This is a genomic window from Shewanella inventionis, from assembly GCF_014641855.1.
GTDB lineage: Bacteria > Pseudomonadota > Gammaproteobacteria > Enterobacterales > Shewanellaceae > Shewanella > Shewanella inventionis.
Genome location: NZ_BMII01000024.1, coordinates 26,149 through 39,727, shown reverse-complemented (window position 1 = coordinate 39,727; position 13,579 = coordinate 26,149). Strand labels below are relative to the sequence as shown.

The following is a 13,579-nucleotide window of genomic DNA, read 5'->3' as shown; positions in this document are numbered from 1 at the left end:
AACATCAAGATGCCGGATTCTGTCAAGGCTACTGTTATTTGATTTTTTTGCTGTTGTTGGATGTTATTGGCAATTAGCGTCAGAAAACCAGGTATAACTAGCGCCGCGATCCCCAAGAGAGTAAGGAAAAAATGATAGTTGGTAAGTTTTTTTATCTGAGAGAATCAAGCCTTCACCTTTCATGGCATTCCAGACGTATTTAGCTATCGCTGGAGTGTTGTAGGTAAGGCTTATTGTAAGAATTTGGGTATTATCAATATTTTTGCTTGCCCCGAGAGTTATGCCACCGGCATTTGGGATGTTTTCGTTAAAACTTGTAGGCAGGTAGCCCATTGATTTCAAAGTTGCAATGGATGGGGCGTTGATGAAAGAACCACATTGCCCTGCGTAGTAATCGCTATATGCTGCTTTTAGCTCACTCAGAGCGAACTGGCTTATATAAGTTTGGTTATCCAAATGTGAATCATTAGTCAACTTTGCACTCATTGAAAGCACAAAACCCATAAAACTCAGAATAAACACTACATGCAGTAGTGTGAATCCGCTCTGAGTTTTATGGGATGATTGGACCTTCATACTATTAGGTACCGAATACCAACGCGAGTTGTTTAGAACCCGATGTATACTGTGACGAACGGGCAGTTTTAGAATAGTATTTTGCAACCTGTGGACCTACGTTAGTTGGTACAGCAGTTACAGTGACTATAAATCGGTTTGTTCCACTTGCGGCTACCGAATAGTTACCTGCCCATGGGTTTGCACCAGTACCATTACCACTGCCACAGATGTCTGCATCAAGGTATTGGTCAGTACAAAGTAGTGTAATCGACACGCCAGTAAACACCCCACCTGCAGCATACTTAACCGTTTGTGCAGCAATTCGGTCTATATCATTTTGTACGCGGTGAGTTTCTGCCATGGATGTATCGTTAAATGATTCTGCGGCAATCGCCATCAAAATACCCATTATTCCTAGCGCTACAATCAGTTCCATGATGGTGAAACCTGATTGTTTTTTTCCTAACTTGCTTTTGAACATTCTTCCAACCTCCTTTATTAAGTACACAATAAGTATATTTAAAGTTTTCTACTTGTAAAGCATTATTTAGCTACTGAGAGCGTGATGATTGCCATAGCAGCATTCATCAGTAGATATAGCAAAATTAAGAACAAACCAAGTGATGTGATTAAACCGGCTCTCTTCAAGGATTTCATTGCTAAACCTATGGACCTACTAGCTGTAACCCTTAAGCCTTTAACCTTACCTTCGTGCGAGCTGACACTTGTTAGATATTGCATTTTAATCAAAACTTCATCAGCGATTAACCCGGTGTCAATTGCCTTGCCAATCTCCATTTCGCCCATATCCAATTTCTTTTGAGCCTCCTTTGCATGCCAGGCAACATAAGGGGTTCCATTTGCTTCCATTAGCTTAAGTGCGTCCATGGGTTTGATGTTTGCCAGCATTAAAACCGACAACATTTTTAAATATTGGTTTGCAACAAATGTTCGATATGCATTTAGTATGGGCATGGTGTCCAAATCCATACGGAGTGAAGACGTGTTGTTTGCTAACATTCTAGTCAGCAGAAGCAAACCAGCGATTATTGCTGTTAGAATAAAAGGCCAGTAATCAATAACTGAATTTATAAGGTTTGTGTAATTTTGGGCTGGTAATGGCCATTCATCGAATGGTTTACCTCGAGCAAGTGATGGTAATACATCTGTTGTAATATTAATGGAACTTGCCAGCATTAGCAGAACATAAAAAAAAGCAGGAATTACTGGTTTAAAATATATTGTTTTCAATTCTTTTATTTGCTTATCATCCTCAGATAAAAGGGATAAAGCTTCCCCCATCGTCCCGGTTTCTTCAGCTGAACGAAATATAGTTACCAAATACTTTGTAAAATAACTTTGCATTCCGACATACATTGGCTTTCCCGAGCTCAAAGCATCAATCATCGACTCGGTTGCCTTGTTCTGAATAGATGCAGCTTTCCCAGACAGCAGAAAAATTTGATTCATTCCTCGCAATGCATCAATTGGCTTCACTCCGTCAGACATCCATGTGCTTAATTCCAATAAATATTCTATTTGCTTTTCTTGATTAAAATTTAGAACTACATTTAATTTATGTGTAAACCTTCTTAAATAATTATTTAAGTTGTTTACGCTTAATTTACCGATTGGAGAACCCATGTTGTTACCTCTTAAATTCCCAGGATTAGATATCGAAGATTCCGGTAACAAATCCTTCAGCATGTAACGGGTCAATAATGCCCTGAAGAGCTATATCCCTTGCTCTATCACCCATGCTTCGCCAATTCCTCGTCTCTTTTAGATGCCTCATCCATGCATATATATTGCGACGCTCAATCCACTCAAAATCTGATTCTTCGATCTTGATGTATTCAATCACTGACTGACGACCATATACGCCCAGTCCAGAGCACTTTTGGCATCCCAATGGATTTATTAAGCGTATCTTAGAAAGGTCCGATGTAATGCGGAGGATTTTCGCACGGTTTTCTTTGCTCAGGTTGGCCTCATCAACGCCAAGTTTGCAGTCTGGGCACAGAAGGGGTACAAGTCTCACAGCAATGCACGATGAAAGTGTGGATTTCATCTCTGAAAAATCCACTCCCATGTCGTTTAAACGCTCTGGTGTTAATGCCGCGCAGTTAACATGAAGGGTGCTTAAAGTGTAATGGCCTGTTCTGGCAAAACCTAACAATTGCCTCGCAGCTTCTGCATCACGCATTTCACCAAGAGTCAATGTGTCGGGGTCTTGACGAAGCATTGCTTTTAAAAGTTTTTCGAAGGTGGCATTTTTTGAACCTTCGATTACTGTTGATTGGTCAACTCCTGGGATCTTAATTTCCACAGGATCTTCAATTGTCCTTCGCTCTTTGGAGGGGTCTATCGCTGAAGTCATTGCCGCTAACAAGTTTGTTTTACCTGAACCGGTGGGGCCGGTGACAATGGTTGAACCATACGATTGTGATACTTCTGCCTTTAAAAAATTTAAAGTATCTTCATCATATTTAAAATCTTCTAGCTTTTTTGATTTAACATTGGAATCGTTAATACGTATAACTGTCTTACTGCCGAGAGTCGTTGGTATTTTTGATAAGCGGAGCTCTTTTTTCGTTGGCTCACCATCAACTTTAATGACGTAATCATTAACAGTACCATTTTCGATGCTGTTATCGTCACTCATTTCTTTGATGTTGCCAATGTCCCTGTTAATAAGCCTTGATATGGCGAGGCTTAACAGTGCTTCAGAATATGGTTCATTTTTAGTCAACATCCCATCGACTCGATAATATACGCATGAGTCGGCCCCAGCTTTTCTTATATGAACATCACTCGCTCTTATCTTGATTGCTTTAGCAAGAATGCGTTCAAGCGTAGCCTTGGCATCATTGTCTTTCTCTTCGTCCATTTGAGTATCGGATTCTCTCTGGGTTCGACCCAGTAGGACCAGCAATTCAGCACGATCAGCCACTCTCACTGAAATATTGGAAAAGCCTTCGCGTTCGCCAATTTTAATAAAACGTTGAATCAGCAATTTATCGTCTTGAGCACCATCTTCAACTAAAAGCGTGCCGTCACTACATATTGCTATCGCTTTGCCATTGTTTGATTGATACTCACAGGTTTCTATATATTTAGGAATGACACTGAGGTTATCAAAATCCAATGCTTCTTCTACATGAGCAATTTCCATATATTCCACCTTATAACTTCAACACAACGTTAAATGACTTAATGTTGGGAGTAGAAAGCTCAACTCTATCGCTGGTGATGTTTAACACTTTTACCATTGTTAATAAATCACGACCTTTTCTGGCTGTGTAGAATTCGCCACGGTATTCAATAATTGCTTCCAAGCCATCAATAGTAGAACGTACATTCGTGAGCGAAAAATCTGACGGTTGATAGTTATATTCAAACAATGCTTTATTTACAGTGGATTCATTGATGTCACTCGTAGGCAGGCTCGAGGCTACTGACATCCCAGGTGTTAAGTCATTCATTTCTTTTTTACTAGTCATTTCTTTCAATTTCGCGGTGGTTTCTCGAGCTACAAGCTCTTGCAATTTCGCCCTCTTTTCTAGCATTTGTTCCGATAAAGCATACTTATAGTCCAGCATTGCTTCAGGCTTGTTTTGTACGTTATCAATTACTTTTGCCAACTCGACAATGAAATTAAACTTAGGCACAGAAACGGGTTCGGGTCTTGGCGTTGAAGCGGGAGAGCTAGCGTTTTGATTCACTCCTTGTGACTGTGCAGCCGTATTAGGAATTGAATCAAATCCTGAAGGCTGGGCTTCAAAAGACCTTTCCATAGGCTCACCAAATGAAACAGATTCCGCTTCCACTTCACTTTCGGGCATTAAATATGCACCTGATGCTATTACAAAAATTAGTAAAGCAATCGCTTTAACCTTTGTTTTTGAATCCCAATTCTTAATATTTAAATTCATTTTCACTCTCCTAAAATTGTCAGATTAAATTGGGCTCTATATTTGTTTCTATCCATCATTTCAATACGCCCAGATTGTAAATAAACAGGCCACCCGCTGAATATCACTGACAAATAATCAAGGTGTTGCGCGTAATTTTCGGTCATTGTGATTTGCAAATTTTTTTGTTTGTAATCGCCTCCTGTCGGGGCTAGTTGTTCGACAGGTATGGTTATGCTTCCATTTTCGACCAGTGAATTAACTGAGTCCGACAGATAAGCTAATGACTGGTCAATGTTAACAAAAGGTGCGGTTTCATTTTCAAGGTCATAAATTGGAGTGTTCCTTAGCGAAAGGAATATTACTGGGTTTTGTTGCTGTAAATCGGTTAAGTAACCGTATTTTGCAGCTGTATTAACAAGGATTGTCCGTTGTGGGTTATCACCATCAATCCTTGGCGTTAACTCCGCAGCGATGACAACTCCCCCACCAGATTTATTGATAGAAATATTCATTCCTCGCCACTGCGGGATAGTATCTATAACCTCCATCATTCTGTATGTTGCTAACATCGTTTGGCGAACATCCGGCTCGCCACCGTTAATCGCAGCAAAAAAACCTTCAAATGGGTCAATTTTTTGCTCGCTCACTTGGGCAACTTCTTTTTCGAAAAAGAAATCGTAAGCATACCCATAGGTCAATCCAGCAATTACAACACCGGCAATCAAAATTGCTTTCGTGTTACCAAAAGATTGTTTGGCAGCAATTACTGCCAAGCTGTATTCGTATTTAGCAGGTACTTCATCACCATCACTATCTATTATGAAGTGCTCGTTAGATGGATTGATTTCTGTGTTAGCATCAACCCTCAATACGATGCTGTTACCTGAAATGTCGCCAACAGCTTGATTTAGCGCAATAGCAAATGGAACAGCCAAAGTTGAAATGGTCGTTGTTTCTTCAATGAAATGTTCCACAACTTTATTTACTTCAAACGTATGATCACCGAGTTGAATAATCAGATAGCCATTTTTAATTTTGTGTTTTTTGATCAAATATTCTTGAGTAGCTTCATATCGTTCACCAGCGAAGCAAATTCCATGAGGAGTTCTGAATACGAACTCACCCCATTGCTCGCTTAATTTGACAATATCTTTAACGTTGTAATCGCTTGTACGATAGCGAACAACATGCTTCGCTATGGCCATATTATGACTCCTTATACACAACGCTAGCGTTTACAAGAATAATGGTTTCTGTTCTTGTTTTTTTGCCACCGCGTGTATAGCCAAATAGATCTGTTAATGGCCAGAAGCCGCTCTTGTCATCAAGAGTACCTTGATATGAAGTTTCATTTCTTGATGTTGTCAGACCGGTTAGTAGCAATGATTTATTTGGAGGAATAAATGCCATTGTGTCAAATTCACGTTCATTTATTGATGGTGTTTGAATCTTACTCTCACCAGAGGTTACTTCACCGATGCTCAATAAATTCGAAATGTTTGCCGACAGATGCAATTGAATAAAGCCATCATATTCCCTTGCTAATGCATACATATCTAAACCACTTTGAACTTGGCCAGGAATGAGTTCATCGGTGGCTCCAACGTTAGCAGTCGAATCTTTCTTAGATTGAGCTAGGTATGTGTCATTAACAACCTCTTTAAGTCTTACAACTTGATTGTTTAATGTAATAACACGTTGACTTCTTGATACTGAGACACGCCCATGCTGAGCCAATGCTTTTATTAGCAACGACTCCGAATCACCATCAACCGGTTGCGTGAAGGCAATATCAAGTAGTGGCGAAGTCGTTTCTGTCAAAATGGTATTGGCAAGTTCTGTCCCAAAGGTTACTGTCTTTGAACCACTATCAAACTGTTTGATAATATTTTGTACGTTCAAGCCGTTTTCTTCGCCATCCGTAGTTGTGACTTCAATGACTTGAAATTCGATTGATAGCACGCGGTTAACTGCACGGTTTAGGCCTTGAATATACTTTTCCATAGCACTTACATGCTCAGGGGTGTCGCGCAACAATATATTTGAAGCAACAGGGTTAGGCCCAATAAAACCCTTATCCGATTTCATTTGGGCAAGGACGGATACCAAATTTGTCCATGGGTCCAACTCGGCTTCAACCCCTTTGAAGCCAGATGCATTGTTAAGAGTGTCACTAACTACTGATACTGTATTTGTTGCGTTTGAGCTCTGATCACTAGAGCCAGAACCATTAGATTTTTCTTTACCTAAAAAGTATTTATTCACACCAGGAGCAAATGCAACAGCAACCGTTTTATCTTCAAATGCTTTTAGTGTGATTTTTGAATCATTGATAGAATAGGAGTAACCTGAAGCCAAGCTCACTTTTTCCAACCCATCACACACATCACGATTGAGCTCTACTGTGATCCGCTTCGATGAGTCAACATCATTCCCATAGACAACGTTAACAGGAATACTCTTCGTTAACTCTTGAAGAATTAGCTTTATCGGTGCATCTTTAAACACTCCCATCTGTTGTGGGCTATAGCACCAATCTGGCATATTTTTTCGTGATTGCCTTATTTGTGGGACAAACCACTTTCCTGAATGTTTAACAAATTGATATTCATTTGCTTTGTCATGTTCACGCAATTTGATTTCAAGGGCCTCAGTTTCTTTGGTTGACTCCTGATACCCTCTCGAATGACAGCCAGAAAGCGCTACGATTATGGATACAGCCAAAGCCATCGCTACTTTATTTAACATACTCATTATTAATCCTCGCAGTAAAAACGGTTGGCTTTTATGTCGTACATTTCAACAACATTATTAGGTCTGATGCATGCGCCAATCACATACTGGCGAGCTATTTGCTCTAAAATATCTTCATATGAGTCACCAACGATAAGCACATCACTGTATTGCTCAAGGCGGTCATCTAGGGTCCACACGACTTCATGACCTGGCAGAAATTCATTAGTTAATCGAACAACATTCGTTTTCAGCAATCCCTGACTAAGTTGGAATTGCGGCATTGTTTCAGAAACTTGCTCCTGAATAGGTGCAGGTTCAATTTGGAGGTATGAATCGTCACTCTCACCGATTATCTCTACAAAAGAATTGGCCGTTGCAACTGAGCAAATAAGCCACATTGTTGCTGCTAATACATATTTCATGTTGTATCCTCTTAGTTCTGCTTATTTGCAATTGTTATCTGAATTTGACCTTCCTTTGTCCCATCAAGAGAACGCCCTTTAACAACCTTGAAGAACACATTTACTGAGTTTTTCTTGTTGTTTATCGCATCAGAGAAAGAGCGAACATCATCTGCCATGCTTGTAGATGGCATCCTTAATGAATGTGGGAGTGTGACTATTAAAGGAAGTGATTTCTTTGTGTATACTGCTTCGTAGTTCCAACGCTCGGTAAAATATTTATCTACTGAGGCCAACAGTTCACCAGCTTCAATTAAAGCGTCTTCATCGTCGTTACTTGCTACGTACAATTCGATTTCGTTAGCTGTACTTGTTTTCATCAAGTCCATGGTGATAGATTTGTTAGCCGGATTGCCATAGGCTACGCTTTTTGATTGAGTGCTAGCCAATCTATCCGATTCCCGCTCTAACGCTGCAACTGATTGATATATTTCATTTTCAATCTTAACTACATTCTTGGTTGCATCATCCAATGCTGAATTAATTGAATTTAATTCTGCTTCGGCATCTAATGCAGCAAATTCAACATCGCTTAAGTTGATTTTTTTTGCCTCACCGGATGATGCTACTAACGTAATCCCTCGCAAGAGCAAGTCCTTTGTTTCTGATACGTACAGAACTTTACTTCTTGCATCTGCCACAAAAGCGAGATCATATTGCATCCCAACTTGATCTAAAACGTTTGTCCAGCGGTCACCCTTTGACCATGTAATTTGATAATTACGCATCGTATTATCAGTGAACATTACTTTCCAGCTGTGAGGTACGATCTTTGACACTGCCATTCCTACTGGAATTTTGTACCCGGATTCTTTTACCTCCCCTTGCTGCGCTAAAGCATTTGTCGCTGGCATCATCATTGCGACTAATACAATCACCAAACTCAAGATTTTCATAAACAACCCTTCTGACATAACTTATCAGCAACATTACAATATAATTAACTTATTGTCCACCTGATAAGTGCATTGTGTTTAGCGACTTTTTTGCCACTTTTAATAGTGTTTGAAGCTTACTATTTACTCTTGCACGATATTTGTAGTGGTGCTTGGGATTTTTCCCGTTTTCATTGTAATGATATCTGCCAACACCAAGCCAGACATCTCCGGCTCGCTCTATCTCTCTAGATAATATGTGAGTTGCAGCTTCTATGTTTTTACACCCATTTGTCCGTACTTCATCCAACTTGTAGCCCAACTCTAACAACTCTTCAGTTCGGGCATCATTTATTTGCATTAATCCATAATCATACGTTTTATCATTATTCCTATTCTTTGAGTTTTCATCACCATATTCAGCCAACAGCACTGACATTAGGACTAACTCATTTACGTTAAAAGCTTTCGCCTGCCAAAAAATACAGTTCTTAAATCGTGAATACTTTTTTAATTGAGTTTGCTCATAAAGCATATCACGTACTGGATAAGTAGAGCTTGAGCTAGCATTGCTTATGTGTGAGAACCCAAAGTAAAGCGAGACGAAAAGTAAAGGCGTAAGAATTTTTCTATTTCTTAGCATATGATTACCTCCCCCGTAACATCGTTTATTTTTTTTCTAATAAAAGCAGGCCTGGCTTGTTCAGTCGTTTTGAATTTTTCAGCATCAGCGGCTCGGTCTTCGTCATGTTCGGCAATCACTTTTCTGCATATACCGGTATCCCATGACACATTTATCAAACCGCCAGTAGGCTTCCAAGTAAATAAAAGACCATAGCGTCTGCTTATATCTGCAAAAACTGCATTTAAATAAACCCTCTGATCTGCGTACCAGCTCACTTTCATATCTTGTATTTCTGAGTTTTGAAATTCAGCTTCGAATGGCTTCGGTAATATCTGAAACATCAAATCAATAAGCTTGACGTCTCGCCCAAACCCACCCTCTATAAGTTGCTCGCCGCTTGCCACCATTGGATCAACTGCTGGAGTAGCTTTAGGTATAATTATTTCAAATGAAGCCTGCACTTCGGGTACAACGGCAGTAGAGACGGTAGACATCACAACTATGGCTAAGCAAAAATTACTTGTATGCCTCCAAAACGGGGTTGCTTTTTTCCCTTTTAATCCAACTCTCTGTAACAAGTGTCTGAAAATCTGATTTATATTCATTTTCTTCATTTTACAGATCACATTTAAAGCAATCATTATGTAAAGAAGGTCCCATACAAACGGGATAATCCCCCCGAAAAATATACAGAGCAATAATAATATTACGTGTGAAGCCCATATTGAGGCGTCACCTTTACCTGCTATGGGCCACTTCGAGCTCATACGCCAATAATTTAAGCTTCCAGATGTTAAATCATAGTCATCGTATTTATTGCCGCTCATGATTACACTCCCGATGAAATCTTCATAAATTCGAATTCGCTTATTTGTTTATTATCTCTAGCCTTTATTGCAGACGTCATCATAGAGAAACCATGTTTGTCCACCATCTCATTAATTATCACTGACATATTCTGCATCCCCTCGTCTTTCAAGCGAGTCATAATTTCAAGTCGTACATCACTATTGAGTGGCAAAAACTCTTGCAATGCTATACGTCCACCACCCTCGCGCTGGGCTAAATACTGGACTAGAATCGCCTTTACTCCAGATATAAGCTGAAGCACTTTGGATTCTTGAACTTCGCTTGGGTAATAATTGGCTATACGTGTGAAAACACTACTTGCAGAGTTAGCATGAATTGTCCCAAGACATAAATGGCCAGATTCTGCTGCTTTAATTGCGATATCAACTGTCACTAAGTCTCGTATTTCACCAACAAGAATAACTTCAGGTGAACGCCTAAGCGCGTTACGCAGACCTGACTCGAATGACTTTGTGTCACCACGAATTTCATCTACTGAAGCTTGTACGATAAGACTGCCATTAACACACTTGTAATCATGCACATACTCTACCGGAGCTTCATAAGTCAAAATAAACAAACCACTGTCTGGATCTGGATTTTGCGCCCGGTGTCTAATCGATGCTGCCAACGTGGTGCTTTTACCACTACCGGTTTCACCAGCAACAAGCACAAGACCTTGGCGTGGCATTAGGGCTTCTGCAATATCGATCCTTAAATTAATGTCTGCAGGCAACGGTGTCTCGCTACTGATAGAACGAAGAGTTATTGCTATCCCTCTACCTCTGTACGGGACACTAAACGCACTAGCATTAATACGATAGCGATAATATTGGCCACGCTCGACTCCTGGGATAGATACAGCCTCATCCACTTCGACACCAGAGTTGACAGACATTGGCGCTGATTTATCTCGCGTTATAAAAGCAAGGAACCCGTCAACTTCAGTAGCTGTTAGTTTTTTGGTTGTAATTTGGAAAGGTATACCATCAACCTTAATTGTTATCTCGCGATCTGTTAGAAATACAATGTCTGAGAACCCACCAGCATTTTCAACATGAATCAAAATCTTAATAATATCTTCAGGTTGATAGGTGGTCACAACTGGGAGCATATAAAGAGCTTTGTCGAGTTTCTTAGCCACTATTTCATCTCCATTTCAACTGTATTCATAACAACACCGTCAGGAAAAATACTCTCTATGGGCGGTAGTTGCGGAATTGCTTTCCATTCGAATCTATTGGTTAACAGAGTAGGATTAGTCTTAATATTAATAATCACATCATTAATAGACATAGTGGTACCACCACCAACAACTTCGTTGAATTGCTCGCTGACATCTAACTGCTCAATCATGTTCCTGTCGCTAAGTAAGTGATACCTGATTAGCCCTTGCATATCGGCCGTTAACATTGCAATTTGTGATGTAGCCATTCGCTTTGCTTGCTCAACACCCTGTAACCACCCATCTAAAACTGCTTGCCGCCAAACAGCTAGCTCTTCTTTATTATCTGAGCTTGGGAGTACATTGACATATTTGATAGTTGGGTTTTTAACCACAAATTTAATGTAATCTTCCCAGGTTGGAATTTTTGTTATAAAGCGGGGATTTGTTCTAATCTGGTACAATTGTTCGGCTGTTCTAATCTGAGAGCCATTTGCTTTGTAAACGGTTTTACCATCGAGCTCGTCAATAACCGGCGGTAATATAAGGAACCCTTTATATGGCACAACCAATGAGCGAGCATCATAGTTTTTACTTAAAATGGTATCCTTTGATTTTAAGTGTTTCATAATCTCTTGAGACGCCCAGAATTTACCTCCTTGTAGACCAAAGCTAAGTCCCTTACTCTTAATCAATCTAATCCGAAGAGACTCTGCTGAACGCTCTTGTTCGCCTATACTCATGTCAGAATCTAATGACAAAAGATATTGCAAAAATTCTGGATACTTACTATCTGCAGGCTTTGCCGTTACGAACGCTGAGAAATTTGCTGAAAATAACAAAATAACAAGCACAATAAGGTTTTTCATCTGCCTGCCCCCAACTTTTCAGCATAAGTAACTGTTATCAAGCCAAGCATCCCGTCAGGTTTTGGCTCCTTGAATGGCAATATTGATATATGTGCTTCATCACCCAGAGAAACGCCTAAATCACGCAAGACATAAATTGCAGGCCGAGCATAAACACGAACTGATTTAGAAATATCATTCTGAGGGGGGTTAACAGTCATAACTTGGTAACCTGTTAGGTAACCAATAATTTTGAGTGTTTTTTGGAGCGGTAGCCTGTCATTGAGCGTAATGGGCACATCAAGTCCATTTGGAACATACGTCATTTGTTCAGAATATTCCTGCTGCTCTTCATCGGATTTACTTTTTGAGGCAATAAAGTTTTTATTTTCTTCCATGATTTTGATTGAAGCTTGAATCGCCTTGCCGCTTTGTAGCAATGCTAGGTCTATTTCAGACATATCAACAACATTATATGCCGACGCCTCTTTATCAGTAGAAGCACAGCCGAATCCTGCAAGTGAAATCACTAATGCCATCATTGTTGATTTTATCCGTCTCATTGATCAAAACCTACTTATCATGTATAAATTACGTATACTTTAATATAATTCAATCCTTGTTGCAATGATGAAGTGAACATGAAAACTATAGATGATTTGATAGCTAACAGTTCGAATAAAAAAATCCATCGAGACAGAGTAAACCGCTGGGTTAACAGTTACTTAACTATGAACAACGACAGATCGGTGTATGCTTTTATCGATTGGTTTATATCGAATGTGCTATCTAAAGTTACTTTAAACTCTGGCAAAAATTACTTGCGAAGCCTACTAGCTGGGATGGTGGACCAAAACCTGATTAATTACGTACACGTTAACTCATCTGAAGTCGCATACAAGCCGAAAGACAAGACAAAAAAGAAGTGTAAAAAAATAAGCTGGGAGCAATTTTTAGCGATCGATGAGGAGCTTTCTCAACTTGAGCAGCATTTATATATAAGCGATTGGTTACGCTGTTCTATTTTAACTGGGTTAAGACCTAAAGAGTGGTGTAATGCGAGCATATTTTATGATCTTAAAGGTAGGTTGATTCTGAAGGTTAAAAACACTGTCAAAGCGACCCTTACACAGAATGGTGAGCATTACAATCTACCTGAACATCGAATAATTCCACTTATGAACTATGATGAAGCAGACATCGACTGCATTAAGCGGCATTTGGCATATATTAGAATTGCAGTAATAGAAGGCTTATACGAAGATTGCTATGAATCTGCTAGAAAGAAAATATATCATGTAAGCAAAAAGCTCTTCCCTGGCCAACCTACAATAAACCTTTACACGGGGCGCCATCAGTTTTCTGCAAACCTAAAAAAATCCGGCGTATCTATGGAATCTGCTGCATTTCTTATGGGGCATAATGATTTAACGACATCTAGGCACTCATATGGCGCCAAGCGTCATGGTGAAATGGATGTGATTGATATAGAAAGCACCGAAGAGACAATTCATTTGTTCCAAGAGTTATTCGCAGATTAATTCT

The 13,579-nt window shown here is 39.7% G+C and carries 15 protein-coding genes; 1 reads left to right on the top strand and 14 read right to left on the bottom strand.

The annotated features are described in order from the left end of the window. Positions 1-63: 63 nt before the first annotated feature. The 14 genes from IEW93_RS14605 to IEW93_RS14540 all read right to left on the bottom strand — a co-directional run bounded on the left by IEW93_RS14605 (position 64) and on the right by IEW93_RS14540 (position 12,576). Positions 64-456 carry a hypothetical protein gene (locus IEW93_RS14605; RefSeq protein ID WP_188740045.1) on the bottom strand — a complete coding sequence of 131 codons (393 nt, stop codon included), beginning with the start codon at positions 454-456 and terminating at the stop codon, positions 64-66. Between the two features lie 124 nt (positions 457-580). Next, positions 581-1,039: a type II secretion system protein gene (locus tag IEW93_RS14600; RefSeq protein WP_188740044.1), complete on the bottom strand. Its 459-nt coding sequence runs from the start codon at positions 1,037-1,039 to the stop codon at positions 581-583. Positions 1,040-1,101: 62 nt separating this feature from the next. Next, the gene (locus IEW93_RS14595) at positions 1,102-2,202 is read right to left on the bottom strand and encodes a type II secretion system F family protein (RefSeq protein WP_188740043.1); all 1,101 of its coding nucleotides are present in this window, start codon (positions 2,200-2,202) and stop codon (positions 1,102-1,104) included. Positions 2,203-2,227: 25 nt separating this feature from the next. Then, positions 2,228-3,733 carry a GspE/PulE family protein gene (locus IEW93_RS14590; RefSeq protein WP_188740042.1) on the bottom strand — a complete coding sequence of 502 codons (1,506 nt, stop codon included), beginning with the start codon at positions 3,731-3,733 and terminating at the stop codon, positions 2,228-2,230. Positions 3,734-3,743: 10 nt separating this feature from the next. Continuing rightward, a complete protein-coding gene (locus IEW93_RS14585; protein WP_188740041.1) occupies positions 3,744-4,493 on the bottom strand; it encodes a hypothetical protein in 750 nt (249 codons plus the stop codon). Positions 4,494-4,495: 2 nt separating this feature from the next. Further along, a complete protein-coding gene (locus tag IEW93_RS14580; protein ID WP_188740040.1) occupies positions 4,496-5,680 on the bottom strand; it encodes a hypothetical protein in 1,185 nt (394 codons plus the stop codon). Between the two features lies 1 nt (position 5,681). After that, positions 5,682-7,229 (bottom strand): secretin GspD/PilQ domain-containing protein, encoded by a 1,548-nt coding sequence (locus IEW93_RS14575; RefSeq protein WP_188740039.1) that lies wholly within the window; start codon positions 7,227-7,229, stop codon positions 5,682-5,684. A 2-nt stretch (positions 7,230-7,231) separates the two neighbouring features. Beyond that, the gene (locus IEW93_RS14570; protein ID WP_188740038.1) at positions 7,232-7,633 is read right to left on the bottom strand and encodes a hypothetical protein; all 402 of its coding nucleotides are present in this window, start codon (positions 7,631-7,633) and stop codon (positions 7,232-7,234) included. An 11-nt stretch (positions 7,634-7,644) separates the two neighbouring features. Next, the gene (locus tag IEW93_RS14565; RefSeq protein WP_188740037.1) at positions 7,645-8,568 is read right to left on the bottom strand and encodes a hypothetical protein; all 924 of its coding nucleotides are present in this window, start codon (positions 8,566-8,568) and stop codon (positions 7,645-7,647) included. 49 nt (positions 8,569-8,617) lie between these two features. Next, the gene (locus tag IEW93_RS14560) at positions 8,618-9,190 is read right to left on the bottom strand and encodes a lytic transglycosylase domain-containing protein (RefSeq protein WP_188740036.1); all 573 of its coding nucleotides are present in this window, start codon (positions 9,188-9,190) and stop codon (positions 8,618-8,620) included. After that, positions 9,184-9,999: a hypothetical protein gene (locus IEW93_RS14555; RefSeq protein WP_188740035.1), complete on the bottom strand. Its 816-nt coding sequence runs from the start codon at positions 9,997-9,999 to the stop codon at positions 9,184-9,186. The genes IEW93_RS14560 and IEW93_RS14555 overlap by 7 nt, the downstream gene beginning before the upstream one ends. A 2-nt stretch (positions 10,000-10,001) precedes the next feature. Beyond that, a complete protein-coding gene (locus IEW93_RS14550) occupies positions 10,002-11,135 on the bottom strand; it encodes a type IV pilus twitching motility protein PilT (RefSeq protein ID WP_188740034.1) in 1,134 nt (377 codons plus the stop codon). A gap of 29 nt (positions 11,136-11,164) precedes the next feature. After that, a complete protein-coding gene (locus tag IEW93_RS14545; RefSeq protein WP_188740033.1) occupies positions 11,165-12,055 on the bottom strand; it encodes a type IV secretory system conjugative DNA transfer family protein in 891 nt (296 codons plus the stop codon). Beyond that, on the bottom strand, positions 12,052-12,576 hold the full coding sequence (locus tag IEW93_RS14540; protein WP_188740032.1) for a hypothetical protein: 525 nt from the start codon (positions 12,574-12,576) through the stop codon (positions 12,052-12,054). Before IEW93_RS14540 ends, IEW93_RS14545 begins: the two co-directional genes overlap by 4 nt. Positions 12,577-12,675: 99 nt before the next feature. Between IEW93_RS14540 and IEW93_RS14535 the strand changes: the two genes are divergently transcribed. After that, positions 12,676-13,575: a hypothetical protein gene (locus tag IEW93_RS14535; RefSeq protein ID WP_188740031.1), complete on the top strand. Its 900-nt coding sequence runs from the start codon at positions 12,676-12,678 to the stop codon at positions 13,573-13,575. Positions 13,576-13,579 lie beyond the last annotated feature (4 nt).

Excerpts from the sequence above, each read along its gene's own strand:
- IEW93_RS14600 (WP_188740044.1), bottom strand. The coding sequence starts at position 1,039 with ATGTTCAAAAGCAAGTTAGGAAAAAAACAATCAGGTTTCACCATCATG.
- IEW93_RS14595 (WP_188740043.1), bottom strand. The coding sequence starts at position 2,202 with ATGGGTTCTCCAATCGGTAAATTAAGCGTAAACAACTTAAATAATTAT.
- IEW93_RS14590 (WP_188740042.1), bottom strand. The coding sequence starts at position 3,733 with ATGGAAATTGCTCATGTAGAAGAAGCATTGGATTTTGATAACCTCAGT.
- IEW93_RS14585 (WP_188740041.1), bottom strand. The coding sequence starts at position 4,493 with ATGAATTTAAATATTAAGAATTGGGATTCAAAAACAAAGGTTAAAGCG.
- IEW93_RS14580 (WP_188740040.1), bottom strand. The coding sequence starts at position 5,680 with ATGGCCATAGCGAAGCATGTTGTTCGCTATCGTACAAGCGATTACAAC.
- IEW93_RS14575 (WP_188740039.1), bottom strand. The coding sequence starts at position 7,229 with ATGAGTATGTTAAATAAAGTAGCGATGGCTTTGGCTGTATCCATAATC.
- IEW93_RS14570 (WP_188740038.1), bottom strand. The coding sequence starts at position 7,633 with ATGAAATATGTATTAGCAGCAACAATGTGGCTTATTTGCTCAGTTGCA.
- IEW93_RS14565 (WP_188740037.1), bottom strand. The coding sequence starts at position 8,568 with ATGAAAATCTTGAGTTTGGTGATTGTATTAGTCGCAATGATGATGCCA.
- IEW93_RS14560 (WP_188740036.1), bottom strand. The coding sequence starts at position 9,190 with ATGCTAAGAAATAGAAAAATTCTTACGCCTTTACTTTTCGTCTCGCTT.
- IEW93_RS14555 (WP_188740035.1), bottom strand. The coding sequence starts at position 9,999 with ATGAGCGGCAATAAATACGATGACTATGATTTAACATCTGGAAGCTTA.
- IEW93_RS14550 (WP_188740034.1), bottom strand. The coding sequence starts at position 11,135 with ATGCTCCCAGTTGTGACCACCTATCAACCTGAAGATATTATTAAGATT.
- IEW93_RS14545 (WP_188740033.1), bottom strand. The coding sequence starts at position 12,055 with ATGAAAAACCTTATTGTGCTTGTTATTTTGTTATTTTCAGCAAATTTC.
- IEW93_RS14540 (WP_188740032.1), bottom strand. The coding sequence starts at position 12,576 with ATGATGGCATTAGTGATTTCACTTGCAGGATTCGGCTGTGCTTCTACT.
- IEW93_RS14535 (WP_188740031.1), top strand. The coding sequence starts at position 12,676 with ATGAAAACTATAGATGATTTGATAGCTAACAGTTCGAATAAAAAAATC.